The following is a 14,146-nucleotide window of genomic DNA, read 5'->3' on the forward strand; positions in this document are numbered from 1 at the left end:
GCGATGCTCACCAAGGAATTGCGCGCCGATCTGGGTGTGATGATTTCGGCTAGCCACAACCCGTTCGCCGACAATGGCATCAAGCTGTTTGGCCCCGACGGCTATAAGCTCAGCGACGATGACGAGATGGCGATCGAGGCGCGCCTGGAGTCCCCGTCGAAGCTGGTCGATGCTGAAAAGATCGGCCGCGCCAAGCGGATCGACGACGCGCGGGGGCGCTATATCCATTTCGCCAAGTCGACCTTTCCCGAGACTCTCAGGCTCGACGGGCTCAAGGTGGTGATCGATTGCGCCAATGGTGCCGCCTATCAGGTCGCTCCGGAGGCGCTGTGGGAACTGGGCGCCGAAGTGGTCGCGCTGGGCACCAGCCCCAACGGCACGAACATCAACGATGGCTGCGGGTCGACCTCGCCCGATATTCTGAGCGAGACGGTGGTGGCTTCGGGCGCCGACCTGGGGCTGGCGCTCGATGGCGACGCGGACCGGTTGATTGTCGCGGACGAAAAGGGGCGGCTGGTCGACGGCGACCAGCTGATGGCGTTGATCGCGCTGGCCCAACATCGACGCGGGACGCTCACGGGTGGGGCCCTGGTGGCGACGGTGATGTCCAACCTCGGGCTCGAGCGGAAGCTGGCCGACGAGGGTGTGGGCATGCACCGCACCAAGGTCGGCGACCGTCATGTGCTCGAGGCCATGCGTCGGCTGGGCTGCAACGTCGGCGGCGAGCAGTCGGGGCACATCATCCTGACCGACCATGCGACCACCGGGGATGGGCTGGTCGCGGGCTTGCAGATCCTCGCCGCGCTGGTCGAGAGCGGCAAGGCGGCGAGCGAGGTGCTGCACATGTTCGATCCGGTGCCGCAGCTGCTGAAGAATGTTCGCTATGCCGGCGGGCGGCCGTTAATGGATGAGACGGTCAAGGCGGTCATCGCCGAGGCCGAGGCCGAACTCGACGGGCGCGGGCGGCTGGTGATCCGCAAGTCGGGGACCGAACCGCTGATCCGGGTGATGGCCGAGGGCGACGATCCCAAGCTTGTAAAGAAGCTGGTCGACCGCATTTGCGATGCAGTGAGCGAGGCGGCGACCTGATGCTTGAGATGCAGCCCGATTGCGAGAAGCGCGGGATCGACCGCCCGGCGCGATCGGGCGCCAATCTGAAGTGGCATCCAGCCTCGACAATCCGGAAACATCAAGGATGAGCACGGTCCGCGTCCTTGCCATCGCCGGGTCGGATTCAGGAGGCGGCGCGGGCATCCAGGCCGACATCAAGACCATCACCATGCTCGGCGGCCATGCGATGACGGCGGTCACCGCGATCACCGCCCAGAACACCGAAGGGGTAAGCGCGGTCCATGCGGTGCCGACCGAGATCGTGCTGGCGCAGATCGACGCGGTGGTCGGCGATATCGGAGTCGACGCGGTCAAGATCGGGATGATCGGATCGCCGTTCACCGCGCTCCACATCGCGGCGAAGCTGGAAGCGCTCGCGGTGCCGGTGGTGTTCGATCCGGTGATGACCGCGACCAGCGGCGCCAACCTGGCCGACGAAGCGACCATCGCCGCGTTCGGCAGGCTGATGGACGTATCGACCATCGTCACGCCCAACCTGCCCGAACTGCGCCGCTTGACGAGCGAAGAGGATGAAGTCGCGGCGGCGTTGCAGCTGGTCTCGAAACATCGCTGCGCGGTGCTGATCAAGGGTGGTCATGAGGAAGGCGACGCGCTCGCCGACGCGCTGATCGAGGAAGATAATATGACCAGCTGGCAGGGCCAACGGATCGACACCACCAGCACTCATGGCACCGGCTGCACGCTAGCCAGCGCAATTGCCTATTATCTCGGCCGCGGGCTCGGCCTTGCCCAGTCGGTCGAGCGGGCGCGGCTGTTCGTGCGCATGGCGCTGCACGAGGCGCCGGGCCTCGGCAAGGGGCATGGGCCGCTAGGCCAGCAGGCGGTGCGGCTCGATACCGGCATGGGCCTGAGGCTCAACCAAGTGACCGTCACCGGCAACGATTATGCCAAGATGGTCAACTTTTATCGGGCGCTCGGCCTCAAGCAGATCATCGACAGTCCGGACAACCAATATGCCCGGTTTGAGACCAACGGCGGGGCGACCTTCTCGGTCCAGTGCGACCCCGAGGAGACCGTGTCCGAGACCACGGCCATCTATTTCGAGTGTGATGACCTGGATGAGCGGGTCGAGCGGCTGGCGCGATCGGGCATCCCATTCGAGCACGGCCCGCGCGGCCAGCCGTGGATGTGGCGCGAAGCTCGACTGCGCGACCCTTCAGGCAACACCATTTTCCTTTATCGCGCGGGCGAGGCGAGACGCTACCCGCCGTGGCGAATCGCTGACGCCTGATTTCACGCGAAGCGTGAAGCAAGAAAATAGGAACTATTTTTTTCTGGCTTCGCCAAAGGGTGCCTTCTGGCATAGGCTGGCGCGATGATTGCGGGAGTCGATGAGGCGGGGCGGGGGCCGTTGGCGGGGCCGGTGGTGGCTGCGGCGGTGGTGCTATGCGGCAAGGAGATCCGCGGGCTGGCCGACAGCAAGGTGCTGGCCGCCGCCGAGCGCACCAAGCTGGCGAAACGAATTCGGGAGCGGTGTCATGTCGGGGTTGGCCTGGCCAGCGTCGCGGAGATCGACGCGATCAACATTTTCCAGGCGACGATGCTGGCGATGGCCCGCGCGGTTGAGGCGCTGTGCGCGGTGATTGGCTGCGATCCGCTGCAGGTGCTGATCGACGGCAATCTGACCCCGCGCGGACGGCGCGAGGAATGGCGCTGGCCGGCCCGCGCGATCGTCGGCGGCGACGCGAGGGAGCGCTGCATCTCGGCCGCGTCGATCGTCGCCAAGGTCCATCGTGACGCGCTGATGACCGCCGAGCATGAGCGGCTGCCGCACTATGGTTTCGCGCGCCACAAGGGCTATGGCACGCCCGAGCATCTCGCCGCGCTGCGCCAGCACGGGCCTTGTGAATTGCACCGCCGTAGCTTCGCGCCGGTGGCCCAGTGTCAGCTTTTCCAGGGTTTGAGTCTTTACGGCCACACCACAAGGGATTGAGTAAGACCCGCAGTTCCGGCCCTATATTTTGTGCCCTGACTCGTGGCGGATTCCGTTTGTTCTTATGCCTCCGGGGCGCCCAAACATAGCCGCGGCCTTGACCGCGACTCCCGCCTGACTCATCGGTGGAGGGATAACGGGGGGCTAGCGTTTCGATGAACATGATTGTGCCGGTGACGGAGACCCGTGGGCGTTCGCGCCCGCGCACTAGTCCGGTGAAGATGAAAGAGTTGCCGCTCGACACGATCGTCGAGGGTGACTGCATCGCCGCCATGGCGCGGCTGCCCGACAAGTCGGTCGACATGATCTTCGCCGATCCACCTTACAATCTCCAGCTGCAGGGCGATTTGTTCCGGCCCGAGGGCGGGCGGGTCGACGCGGTCGACGATGATTGGGACAAGTTCGACAGCCTCCAGATCTACGACGATTTTACCCGCGACTGGCTGGCCGAAGCGCGGCGCATCCTCAAGGACGATGGCACCATCTGGGTAATCGGCAGCTACCACAATATCTACCGCGTCGGCGCGCTGCTGCAGGACGCCGACTTCTGGATCCTGAACGACATCGTGTGGCGCAAGTCCAACCCAATGCCCAATTTCCGCGGCACTCGCTTCACCAATGCGCACGAGACGCTGATCTGGTGCGCCAAGGACGGCAAGGCGAGATACACTTTCAACTATCGCCAGATGAAGGCGCTTAACGACGATCTCCAGATGCGCTCGGACTGGATGATGCCGATTTGCGGCGGGGCTGAGCGGTCCAAGGACGAAGCCGGCGACAAGGCGCATCCGACCCAGAAGCCAGAGGCTCTGCTCTATCGAATTCTGCTCGCCTGCACCAAGCCGGGCGATATCGTGCTCGACCCGTTTTTCGGCACCGGGACGACCGGCGCCGTGGCGCGCCGGCTGGGGCGCAAATGGATCGGGATCGAGCGAGAGGCCAAATATGTGAAGGTAGCGCGGGCGCGGATCGACGCGACGCTGCCCCTGGACGAGAGCGCGATGACGGTGATGGCCGACAAGCGCAACGCGCCGCGCGTGGCATTCGGCCTGCTGGTCGAAAGCGGGATGGTGCCGGCGGGAAGCAAGCTGACCGACGCCAGGCGACGTTGGAGCGCGAGCGTCGGCGCCGATGGATCGATCGTCTGCGAAGGGCAGGCGGGGTCGATTCACCAGGTGGGCGCAGCGTTGCAGGGCGCGCCTTCGTGCAATGGCTGGACGTTCTGGCATGTCGAAGAAGCCGGCAAGCTCCAGCCGATCGACGCGCTGCGCCAACAGCATCTCTCCGCGCTATAAGCGAGCGATGCGAACCCTTCTCCGCCCCACGGGCTTCGTCGATTCGCCGTTCGGGCAGGACGGTAAAGTCGCAAGGCTGGCGGGGGGCCTAAGCTGGTTCGCGTCGGTCGAACTGGTCCACGAAGATGGCACGCGCGAACTGGTGCCTGTCGAGGGGGTCGAGGCACGGTTTGACGCGGCTATGGCGGCAGATTGGGCGCGGATCGTCGCGCCGCGCGCGCCTTTGATCATGGGCACGCGCACGATCCGACTCGACCAGCCTCAGGTGATGGGGATCATCAACGCAACCCCCGACAGCTTTTCGGATGGCGGCGTCTATGCCGACGCGACCGCTGCGACCGAAGCCGGCGCGACGATGACAGCGCAGGGCGCCGCCCTGATCGATGTCGGGGGCGAGTCGACCCGGCCGGGCGCGAGCGAAGTATGGGAGGGCGACGAGATCGAGCGTGTCCTGCCGGTCGTACAACAGCTCGCCGCGGGCGGCACGGCGGTGTCGATCGACACGCGCAAGTCGGGGGTTATGAGCGCGGCGATCGGCGCGGGCGCGGGGCTGGTCAACGATGTGTCGGCGCTGACCTGGGATCCGCAATCGGCGGAAGTGGTCGCCAACGCCGGCGTGGCAGTGGTGTTGATGCACCATCGGGGCGACCCGGCGACGATGCAGGACGCGCCGCGATACGACGACGTGCTGGTCGAAGTGTTCGAATGGCTCGAGGATCGGGTCGCGGCGGCGCTGGAGGCGGGAGTCGACCGCGCCAACATTCTGGTCGATCCGGGCATCGGGTTCGGAAAGTCGGTGGCCCATAATCTCGAACTGCTCAACGGTCTGGCGCTACTTCACGGGCTGGGCTGCCCGATCGTCGTCGGCGCGAGCCGCAAGCGGATGATCGGCGCGCTGGCGGGCGAGGCGCCCGCCGACCAGCGGCTCGCCGGTAGTCTAGCGCTGGCGCTGAAGGCGGTCGAGCAAGGCGCACAGATGGTCCGTGTCCACGACGTGCCCGAGACCGTTCAGGCGCTCAAGGCGTGGCGCGGGTTGCGCGACGCCGCCCTGACTCCGCGGGCTTGAACACCACCACCATCGGCCCGAGGTCGGCAAAAGCGTCCATGCGGTTGTCGACCGGATCCCACAGCGAACTGACCGAGCCGTCGAAGTAGAGCGCATCGCGGACCCCGACCCGCTCGCGCATGAAGCGGGCCAGCTTGCCGAACGACACTGCATCCAGGCTGATCACGAAATGCGCTCCACCCTTATAGTCGATCCCCACCGCGTTGCGGACGAAATGCGACGCGCCATCGCGATCGATGCGCGGGTTCATCTGCCCGCCAATCAGCAACATCGGCCCCGATTGGGTCGCATATTCGATGGTGGGCGTGGGTCCGACCCGATCGCTGGTGACGGCCTCGACCGCACCATTGTCGCGCACCAGGAAAACCCCGTTGGGCATCAGATGGAAATTGCCGAATCCCTTGCGGCGGTTGATTGCGTGGACCTCACGCCCCTTCTCGACCATCAGCCCGACCGGCTTGCCGGCATCGTCGAACATGCCGGCGTTCATGGCGAAGGCGACGTTGCCGGCACGTTCGCCGAGCGCTGCCTGGAGCGCCGCAAAGCTGCGATATCCACTATGAATTTCGATCTTGCCGCGACCAGGCTCGCAAACGGTAAAGGCGGTGCTTTCGAACCGCTCGTCGTGACAGGGAGATTTGGGGGGCGCGGGCGGGGGCGCGGTCGGCGAGCAGCCGGTCATCAGGAGCAGGAAGGGCCAGGGCCGCATCGTGTGACCTTGGCGGCGTCAGGCGGCGGTGTCGATGCCCAGTTCGCCCAATTTGCGATAGAGGGTCGAGCGACCGATGCCGAGGCGGCGGGCGACTTCGGTCATGCGGCCGCGATAATGGCCGATGGCGAGGCGGATGATGTCGGCTTCGATGTCCTCGAGGCTGCGCAAATGGCCGTCCTGCCGGTAGAGCGTTACCTGCGCAGCGCCGGACATGGCGGCGTCGGCCGAAGCCTGGCCGATGTCGGTGGCGACGTCGCTGCGGCGCCCGGTGAAGCGCGATTGAACGGCGATATGCGGGAAATCATCGGCGGTCAGCGAATGGCCTTCGGTCTGCAGCGCGGACCGGAACAATACGCCGGCGAGCTGCCGGACATTTCCCGGCCAGCCGTAGCGCATCAGCACGGCCAGCGCGTCATTGCCGATCGACAGCGGGCGCATTCCCGGCTCGCTGGCGAAACGGGTGAGGAAATGGCGGGCGAGCGCAGGAATATCGCCGCTCCGCTCGCGCAGGGGCGAAAGGGTGACGGTGGTCGCCCCGATTCGATCGGCCAAGTCGGGATCGAAATCGTTGGGCAGTGGGCGGCTGGATGTGGCGATCAACCGGACATCGACCGAATTGGACCCGTTGCAACCGACCGGCCGAACTTCGCCAGTGGCCAGGACTCGGTCAAGTTTCTGCTGCGTTTCAAGGGGCAGCGTACCGATCTCGTCAAGCAGCAGCGTGCCGCCGTCGGCCTCGACCAGCCTGCCGGTCTTTTCCGCGAAGGCACCGGGAAAGGCGCCGGGGACATGGCCGAATAGCGCCGATTCGATGGCATTGGGCGCGATCGACTTGCAGTCGAGCTGGACCAGAGGACCGCGAGCGCGAAGGCTCGCGTGATGGATCGCGCGCGCGAAAGTTTCCTTGCCGCTGCCTGGTTCACCGAAAATCAGGACGGGAAGGCGGTTGCGCGCGCCCTTCGCGGCGACCGCGAGAGCGGCGCGGAAATCGGGCGCGGCGCCGACCAGCTGATCGAGCGACAATATGGGCGCAATCTTTTCCGACAAGGGAGCAAGCTCGCCCGGCGCTCGGCGGCGATCGGCGTGCGAGGCCAGCGCGTCGAGCAGGCGTTCGGGCGCGATCGGCTTGGCAAGGTAATCGGACGCGCCGGCGCGCATCGCCTCGACCGCCAGCGCGACCGAGCCGCCGTCGGCGAGCACGATCACCGGCAGTTCGGCGCGGCACGAGCGCAGTGCCGCGATCAGCGCGGGGCTTTGGTCCGCCGCCCAACTCGACAGGACCGCGGCGCGGACTTCGCGCCCATGGGGTCCCTGGAGCAAGCCTACTGCGGTCTCGGCGCAGACGGCGCCGACTGTGCTCCAGCCCGCGCGCGAGGCGACCGACGCCAGCTGCCGCCGCTCATTTGCGTCGGCATCGACCAGCAGCAGGGACCGCAAGACTTCGTCGGGCATCGGCTTCTCCGTCCGGCAAGCATATCGACGAGGAGTAAAGGGCAGCTTAAGCACTGGCGAAAAAGGCGCTTGGGCGGCGACGGCAGGCTTGTTAAGACGCCTGCCAACGATCGTTTCACCAAGGGAAATCGCCATGGCCGCCGACGAGGCTCATCCGACCGTTACCGAAATGGATTACCCGGCGCATGAGCGCAATTATTCGGGCTTCATCAACCTGTTCAAATGGGGGACGGTCGGCGCAGCGATCATCGCTGCCATTGTCCTCTATATCATCGCCAACTAGGCCGCCCGCTTGAAGATCGCGGTCCTCAAGGAGAGTGGCGAGGAGACGCGGGTCGCCGCCATCCCCGAAACGGTGAAGAAATTCAGCGCGCTGAGCGCCGCAATCGCGGTCGAGCAAGGGGCCGGGACAAAGGCGTCGATCGCCGATCATGACTTCGAGACAGCGGGCGCGAGAGTCGCGCCGCGGGGCGAGGTTCTGAAAAACGCGGACATCATCCTGTGCGTGGCGGGGCCGGAGGCAGCAGCGCTGGCCAGCGCGACGCCCGGGGCGCTGCTGGTTGGGGCGCTCGACCCGGTACGGCGCGGCGCCGAGATCGCGGCATACGCCACGGCCGGCATCGAGGCGCTGGCGATGGAATGGATGCCACGCATCACTCGCGCGCAATCGATGGACATATTGTCCTCCCAGTCGAACCTGGCAGGGTACAAGGCGGTGGTCGATGCCGCGTCCCTGTATGGACGCGCCTATCCAATGATGATGACCGCGGCCGGTACGGTCAGTCCGGCCAAGCTGTTCGTGATGGGAGTAGGGGTCGCCGGGCTGCAAGCGATCGCCACCGGGCGGCGACTCGGAGCGCAGGTCAGCGCGACCGATGTCCGTTCGGCAACACGCGAGCAGATCCAGTCATTGGGTGCCAAGCCGATCTTCGTCGAGAATGTCGCCGGGATCGAAGGCGAAGGGCAGGGCGGCTATGCCGGCGAGACCAGCCCCGAATATCAGGCGGCGCAGGCCGAGCTGGTGTCGGGCCATATCGCTAAGCAGGACATCGTCATCACCACCGCGTTGATCCCTGGGCGGCCGGCGCCGCGGCTAATCAGCGATGCGCAGCTGGCGACGATGCGCCCCGGAAGCGTGATCGTCGACCTGGCGGCGGAGGCTGGAGGCAATGTCGAGGGCTGCGTCGCGGGCGAGACAATCGATCGCCACGGAGTGAAAATTGTCGGCGCGGTGCAACTGGCGCGCAGCCTGGCGGCCGACGCATCGGCGCTATATTCACGCAATCTGTACAATTTCCTCGCCGCCTTTTGGGACAAGGAGGCGGGCCTGGCGCTCCCCGACGAAGACGAGATTGTGAAAGCGATTCGCCTGACGCGCGCGGGCGCAGTGGTTCATGAACGAGTTCGGCCCTAGCCCGAGTCGCAGGCGGAAATCGGTCGCGAATTCGGCGATGCCCGGTCGATACGAAAAAGGCCCAGCGCACCCGTGACGGAGTGAGCCAAGCACAATTCAAATAGAGCGTAAACGACAAACAGCGATCTGCGCCGAACCGCAAATCGCCTTTTGTCTCAAATTGTTACCCGGCCGAGGCCGAGAAAATTGTTAGCCGCGACCGCCTACGCCGTCCCAGCCGCCGCCGAAGAGCCAAGTCCACAGCCCGCGGTTCGGGCGTTGAATCTTCTTCATGATCGTCCCCTGTGTTCGCACGGCCACTCATGCCGTCGACAGGGACGTTAACCTTAATCGAAATGGTTATCAAGAAATTTACCAAGTTATGCGGCCCGGCGTTTCCTCTCGCTAGTTAGCCGTCTGCTTAAATCGCTGAAGCTGGACGGGCGGGCGATGACGAAACCTTGCGCAACTTCACATTTCATTGCGACTAGGAGGTCCAGGGTCTCGCGGTTCTCGACTCCTTCGGCGACAACCGTGCGACCGAGGGAGTGGGCGAGTGCGATCGTCGATTGAACCATGACCAGATCGCTGCGGTTGTCGCGCATTGATTTGACGAAGCTCTGGTCGATCTTGATCTCACTAGCCGGGATTTTCTTGAGATATTCGAGGGTCGAAAGTCCGGTGCCATAATCGTCGATCGAAATTTTGATTCCCAGATCGCGCAGGCGTAATAGCGGCTCGATATCGGATCCGTTGGTGGCCAGCGTGGCGGTTTCGGTCAGTTCCAGGGTTAGCCTGGCCGGGTCGAGATGATGCTTTCGGAGCAGCGCGCTGACGCGTGAGGGAAGAATGGGGTTCGACAACATGCGCGCCGAAAGGTTGACCGCCATATCGAACGGGCGGTGGTCGCGGTTGACCTTGGCCGCCACCGCAATCGCGCGGTCGAGGACGAAAAAGGTCAGCTTTTCGATGCGGTCATTCTGCTCGGCCGCCGCAATAAACTCGCTTGGGCTGATCGGCCCTTTTTCCGGGTGGGTCCAACGCGCAAGCGCTTCCGCGCCCTTGGTGAAACCGGTAGTGAGGTCCATCTGCGGCTGAAAGGCGACCCACACTTGGCCATTGTCGATGGCATTGTCGAGCTGGCCGAGCAGCGAAAGCCGCCATTCGGCATCCTTCAGCCGTTCCGGATCATGGTATTTCCAGCGAAGCCCCTCTCTATGCGCTTCGTCGGCCGCGACCAGCGCACTGCCAAGACGATTGGAGATAGATCGCCCACTGCCGATTTCGACGCCAAAACTCACCGAAATATCAAATTGTTTTCCATCGACCTTGGCAGGACTGCGGAACAAAGCATGCAGCGCCTCGACATGATGGCCGATTGCTGTGTCGGGCTGGACGGTCCAGGCGAAGATGCCCTCGTCTCCTTGATAGACGGTCTCAATTTCCGAGCCCACCTTGAGACGAGCGACGATTTGTTCAATCAGATTTGCCTCCTGCGCGAGCGACATCGTCGAGACGATTTGCGGGAAGTTGAGAATTCGCGCGGCGACTAGCGTCCGATTGCGTTCTTGATGGGACCGCCGCAGCGCGTGCATATTCGGCAGGCCGCTGACGGTGTTGACCAATCCGCGTTTCTTCGCGTGGGCCCACCCAAGCGCTGTACCCACAAAAATCAGCGTGAAGAGCGCTGGAGTGATGTCAATGAAGATTAGGTTTGCTTCCAAGGCCACCGGTACGGCCAAAAGTCCGATACCCACGGCAACGAGGACTAGAGGGCGCTTCGGTCCGCTCATTCGCAAGCACAAAAGAATCGCGCCTAAGGTAATCACAAGTACAAGTAGCCACCCCATGTCAACTGGATCGCCCGCCTTCAGGGTTTCTGCCGCAATTATATGGACGTACACGCCGCCGTATTTTCCCTGACCGGGTATCATATATTGGTCATATTGTCGCCAAGCGTCCGGGCCAACGATAACGACTTTACCGCGCAAAGCAGAAGCGGGCACTCGGCCCGCGAGTAAATCAATTGCGCTGATTTTTGGGATGGATTTTACGTCGAAGGCGTAATCGATCCGAAATGACGGTCGGTCGCTAACCTTCCTCTCCGTCATGATTGTCGCAAAAGTTGGAAACTTTCTACCTCCAATCGGGACCCAATAGTTCAAGTTCCAAATTTCGTTTGCATAATTATAATGAGCAGAAATCGAACCAATTTGCGCATTTCGATAAAAACGCGGAAGTGAACGCACACTAACGCCCGGTTCGTTGTCAATCCCTACCCGATCAAGAATAGCTAGCACGACGTTCGTGTTCGAAGAGATGGCGCGTTCCAAGGCGGCGTCTTCGACGGGCGTCGTCCGATCAGGGAAAATGAAGTCATGCACCTGCATTTTGGGATGCGAGGCGCCAATCTTGCTGATCAGTTCGGCATAGCGCGACCGAGGCCACGGCCAGCGGCCGACCTTCTGCACCGATTTTTCGTCAATCGCGACCAGCACGATATCGCCGCTGACCGGCCGTTCATGAAAATAGTTGCGCACGACACGTAAGCGGTCCTCAGGATATTCGCCTGCGCCAATCAGCCCGAACAGTAGGCCAAGCAACACCGCCCAGATGACCGTCCGATACGGGCCTCGGGTTGCGGACTTGCTACCGGTTCGGCGCAACAGGGGCATATGGTTTCGGCTTCCTGCTTCTTCCCACCCGCGATGCGCAGAAAAAGGTTATCAAATCGGAAACCGCGCCGGAATTAATCGGGCGCGGCAGTGATGCGCCCGGCCGCCCTCGACAAGCCGCCACGGCCTTGCCACAACATCGGCTTTGCCAAGGGAGGCCGGCTTGGACTTCATCTCGATCCTATCGATATTCGTGCTGGCCTGTTTCGTCGGCTATTTCGTCGTCTGGTCGGTGACCCCGGCGCTGCACACGCCGCTGATGTCGGTGACCAACGCGATTTCTTCGGTCATCATCGTTGGCGCGTTGATCGCCAGTGCTGCAGGCGGCTCTGTCACGTCGAAATGGCTTGGGCTGGTCGCGGTCGCGTTGGCCAGCGTCAATATTTTTGGCGGTTTCGCGGTGACCGCGCGGATGCTGGCGATGTACAAGAAAAAGGACCGCGGCGATGCATGAGGCGGTGACCCCGGCGTGGGTGCTGATCGCTTATCTGATCGCCGGCATTTGCTTCATCCTCGCACTGCGCGGCCTGTCGAGCCCGGCAACCAGCCAGCGCGGCAACCGGCTAGGCATGGCGGGGATGGCTATTGCCGTCATTACGACGTTGTGGACGCAATTTCTGGACTTTTCGGCGGTGGGTCTGGACGGCCAACACATTCGGCCATTCGAAATGATGTTGATCGATTGGACGGCCATCGGTGAAATTCTGGCCGCCATCGTGATCGGCGGCGGCATTGGGCTGGTTACCGCCCGCCGGATCCAGATGACCGCGATGCCTCAGTTGGTCGCGGCTTTCCACAGTTTGGTCGGCTTGGCCGCGGTGCTAGTCGGAGCGGCCGCCTTCCTCAACCCGGAGGCGTTCGGAATCGCCGTGCGGATCACGCCGATCGCCACCCCCTCTTTCCTTAGCATCCTGCCGGTAAGCAGGGTCGAGATGGGGCTTGGCGTCGCGATTGGCGCGATCACCTTCTCTGGCTCGGTTATCGCCTTTCTGAAGCTCAACGGCACCATGTCGGGCGCGCCAATTCTGCTGCCCCTGCGGCATGTCCTCAACCTTGGCACACTGGTCGCGATCCTCGGGCTGATCGCCTATTTCACTCAGGATCAGTCGCCCTGGATATTCTGGACCATCACCGCGCTCGCCTTCGCGATAGGCTTCCTCCTCATCATCCCGATTGGCGGCGCGGACATGCCCGTCGTGATTTCGATGCTCAACAGCTATTCGGGTTGGGCGGCGGCGGCGATGGGCTTCACGCTGCACAACAGCGCGATGATCATCACCGGCGCGCTGGTCGGATCGTCGGGCGCGATTTTGAGCTATATCATGTGCCGCGCGATGAACCGCAGCTTCATCAGCGTCATCGCCGGCGGGTTCGGCGCGGTTGCCGGCTCCGGCGGCGGCGAAGCGATCGACCGGCCCTACAAGCGCGGCTCGGCCGAGGACGCCGCGTTCCTGATGAAACAGGCCGACAAGGTGATCATCGTTCCGGGCTATGGCATGGCGGTGTCCCAGGCCCAGCATGCGCTGCGCGAAATGGCCGAGATGCTGAAGAAAGAGGGGGTCGAGGTCAAATATGCGATCCACCCGGTGGCGGGGCGGATGCCGGGGCACATGAACGTTCTCCTTGCCGAGGCCAATGTTCCCTATGATGAGGTGTTCGAACTGGAGGACATCAACAGCGAATTCGCGCAGGCCGACGTCGCCTTCGTGATCGGCGCCAACGACGTCACCAATCCGGCCGCAAAGACCGACAAAACATCGCCGATTTACGGCATGCCGGTGTTGGACGTGGAGAAGGCGCGGACCGTTTTATTTATCAAGCGGTCGATGGGCGGCGCGGGTTATGCCGGGGTCGATAACGAGCTATTCTATCGCGACAACACGATGATGCTTCTGTCCGACGCGAAAAAGATGGTCGAGGAAATCGTCAAAGCGCTCGGCTAGGTTGGGCGACAGTTCGCGCGCTGTCGTCTAGCGAACCTCGATTGCGATGACGGTGATCGCTTTGCCCGAGCCCGGCAACTCGACCTCCTCCCCGACTTCGGCGCCGAGCAAGGCGCGGGCGAGGGGCGCGGAAAAGGCGATGCGGTCGGCGGCGGGATCGGCCTCGTCGTGCCCCACGATTTCCATTGCGCGCGTTTCGCCAGCGCGAACAAACGTCACGCGCGTCCCGATCGCGACCATATCGCCCTTGGGGGCAGCGGCGATCTGGGCACTGGCGAGGCGGTTGCGCCAGTAGCGGGCGTCTCGCAGCAGCGCCTTGCGCTCCTCCTCGCCAAGTTCGGCGCCAAGCTGAGCCTCGATCGCGTCATGGCGCGCCTCGATCAGCGCATAGCCCCGTTCGGTGACGAGGTTGGGGCCGGGCGGCATCGGCAGCTCGAACTTTGGCTCGAGATGCTCCTCATCGCTCTCGCGGCGAAAGGCGACGCTCATCGGCGGGCGCGGGGGCGGTGGGCAATCATCGTCGGCCTATTAGCATAGGCGGACGTC

13 protein-coding genes are annotated in these 14,146 nt (G+C 63.6%); 9 read left to right on the plus strand and 4 right to left on the minus strand.

The features are described 5' to 3' along the window. From glmM to folP, 5 genes are all read left to right on the plus strand, one after another. Positions 1-1,089 (plus strand): phosphoglucosamine mutase (gene glmM / locus H0W65_RS00700; RefSeq protein ID WP_294002789.1); only part of this gene is annotated, 1,089 nt, incomplete at its 5' end. A gap of 106 nt (positions 1,090-1,195) precedes the next feature. Then, positions 1,196-2,362, plus strand: coding sequence for a bifunctional hydroxymethylpyrimidine kinase/phosphomethylpyrimidine kinase (thiD, locus tag H0W65_RS00705; protein ID WP_294002791.1), 1,167 nt, complete (start codon positions 1,196-1,198; stop codon positions 2,360-2,362). 84 nt (positions 2,363-2,446) lie between these two features. After that, on the plus strand, positions 2,447-3,064 hold the full coding sequence (locus H0W65_RS00710; RefSeq protein WP_294002793.1) for a ribonuclease HII: 618 nt from the start codon (positions 2,447-2,449) through the stop codon (positions 3,062-3,064). 221 nt (positions 3,065-3,285) lie between these two features. Beyond that, complete coding sequence (locus H0W65_RS00715) at positions 3,286-4,359, plus strand: site-specific DNA-methyltransferase (protein ID WP_294002970.1); 1,074 nt, start codon at positions 3,286-3,288, stop codon at positions 4,357-4,359. 7 nt (positions 4,360-4,366) lie between these two features. Beyond that, positions 4,367-5,425 carry a dihydropteroate synthase gene (folP, locus tag H0W65_RS00720; RefSeq protein WP_294002795.1) on the plus strand — a complete coding sequence of 353 codons (1,059 nt, stop codon included), beginning with the start codon at positions 4,367-4,369 and terminating at the stop codon, positions 5,423-5,425. Here folP and H0W65_RS00725 read toward each other — a convergent pair. After that, the gene (locus tag H0W65_RS00725; RefSeq protein WP_294002797.1) at positions 5,376-6,134 is read right to left on the minus strand and encodes a phosphodiester glycosidase family protein; all 759 of its coding nucleotides are present in this window, start codon (positions 6,132-6,134) and stop codon (positions 5,376-5,378) included. The genes folP and H0W65_RS00725 overlap by 50 nt on opposite strands. 18 nt (positions 6,135-6,152) lie before the next feature. After that, complete coding sequence (locus H0W65_RS00730; protein ID WP_294002799.1) at positions 6,153-7,589, minus strand: sigma-54 dependent transcriptional regulator; 1,437 nt, start codon at positions 7,587-7,589, stop codon at positions 6,153-6,155. 133 nt (positions 7,590-7,722) lie between these two features. On the opposite strand from H0W65_RS00730, the gene H0W65_RS00735 reads away from it, so the two are divergent. Both H0W65_RS00735 and H0W65_RS00740 read left to right on the plus strand, forming a co-directional pair. Beyond that, positions 7,723-7,872, plus strand: a complete 150-nt coding sequence (locus tag H0W65_RS00735) for an aa3-type cytochrome c oxidase subunit IV (RefSeq protein ID WP_294002800.1) — start codon at positions 7,723-7,725, stop codon at positions 7,870-7,872. A 9-nt stretch (positions 7,873-7,881) separates the two neighbouring features. Next, entirely contained in the window at positions 7,882-9,003 is a 1,122-nt protein-coding gene (locus H0W65_RS00740) for an NAD(P) transhydrogenase subunit alpha (RefSeq protein WP_294002802.1), read from the plus strand. 359 nt (positions 9,004-9,362) lie between these two features. Here H0W65_RS00740 and H0W65_RS00745 read toward each other — a convergent pair whose 3' ends face one another. Continuing rightward, on the minus strand, positions 9,363-11,657 hold the full coding sequence (locus tag H0W65_RS00745; protein WP_294002804.1) for an EAL domain-containing protein: 2,295 nt from the start codon (positions 11,655-11,657) through the stop codon (positions 9,363-9,365). A gap of 163 nt (positions 11,658-11,820) precedes the next feature. On the opposite strand from H0W65_RS00745, the gene H0W65_RS00750 reads away from it, so the two are divergent. Both H0W65_RS00750 and H0W65_RS00755 read left to right on the plus strand, forming a co-directional pair. Next, positions 11,821-12,111 (plus strand): NAD(P) transhydrogenase subunit alpha, encoded by a 291-nt coding sequence (locus tag H0W65_RS00750; RefSeq protein ID WP_294002806.1) that lies wholly within the window; start codon positions 11,821-11,823, stop codon positions 12,109-12,111. Then, a complete protein-coding gene (locus tag H0W65_RS00755; protein ID WP_294002808.1) occupies positions 12,104-13,600 on the plus strand; it encodes an NAD(P)(+) transhydrogenase (Re/Si-specific) subunit beta in 1,497 nt (498 codons plus the stop codon). The genes H0W65_RS00750 and H0W65_RS00755 overlap by 8 nt, the downstream gene beginning before the upstream one ends. 27 nt (positions 13,601-13,627) lie before the next feature. On the opposite strand, the gene H0W65_RS00760 is transcribed toward H0W65_RS00755, so the two are convergent. Next, entirely contained in the window at positions 13,628-14,089 is a 462-nt protein-coding gene (locus H0W65_RS00760) for a GreA/GreB family elongation factor (protein ID WP_294002810.1), read from the minus strand. Positions 14,090-14,146 lie beyond the last annotated feature (57 nt).

The organism is Sphingomonas sp. (assembly GCF_013816785.1).
Classification (GTDB): domain Bacteria; phylum Pseudomonadota; class Alphaproteobacteria; order Sphingomonadales; family Sphingomonadaceae; genus Sphingomicrobium.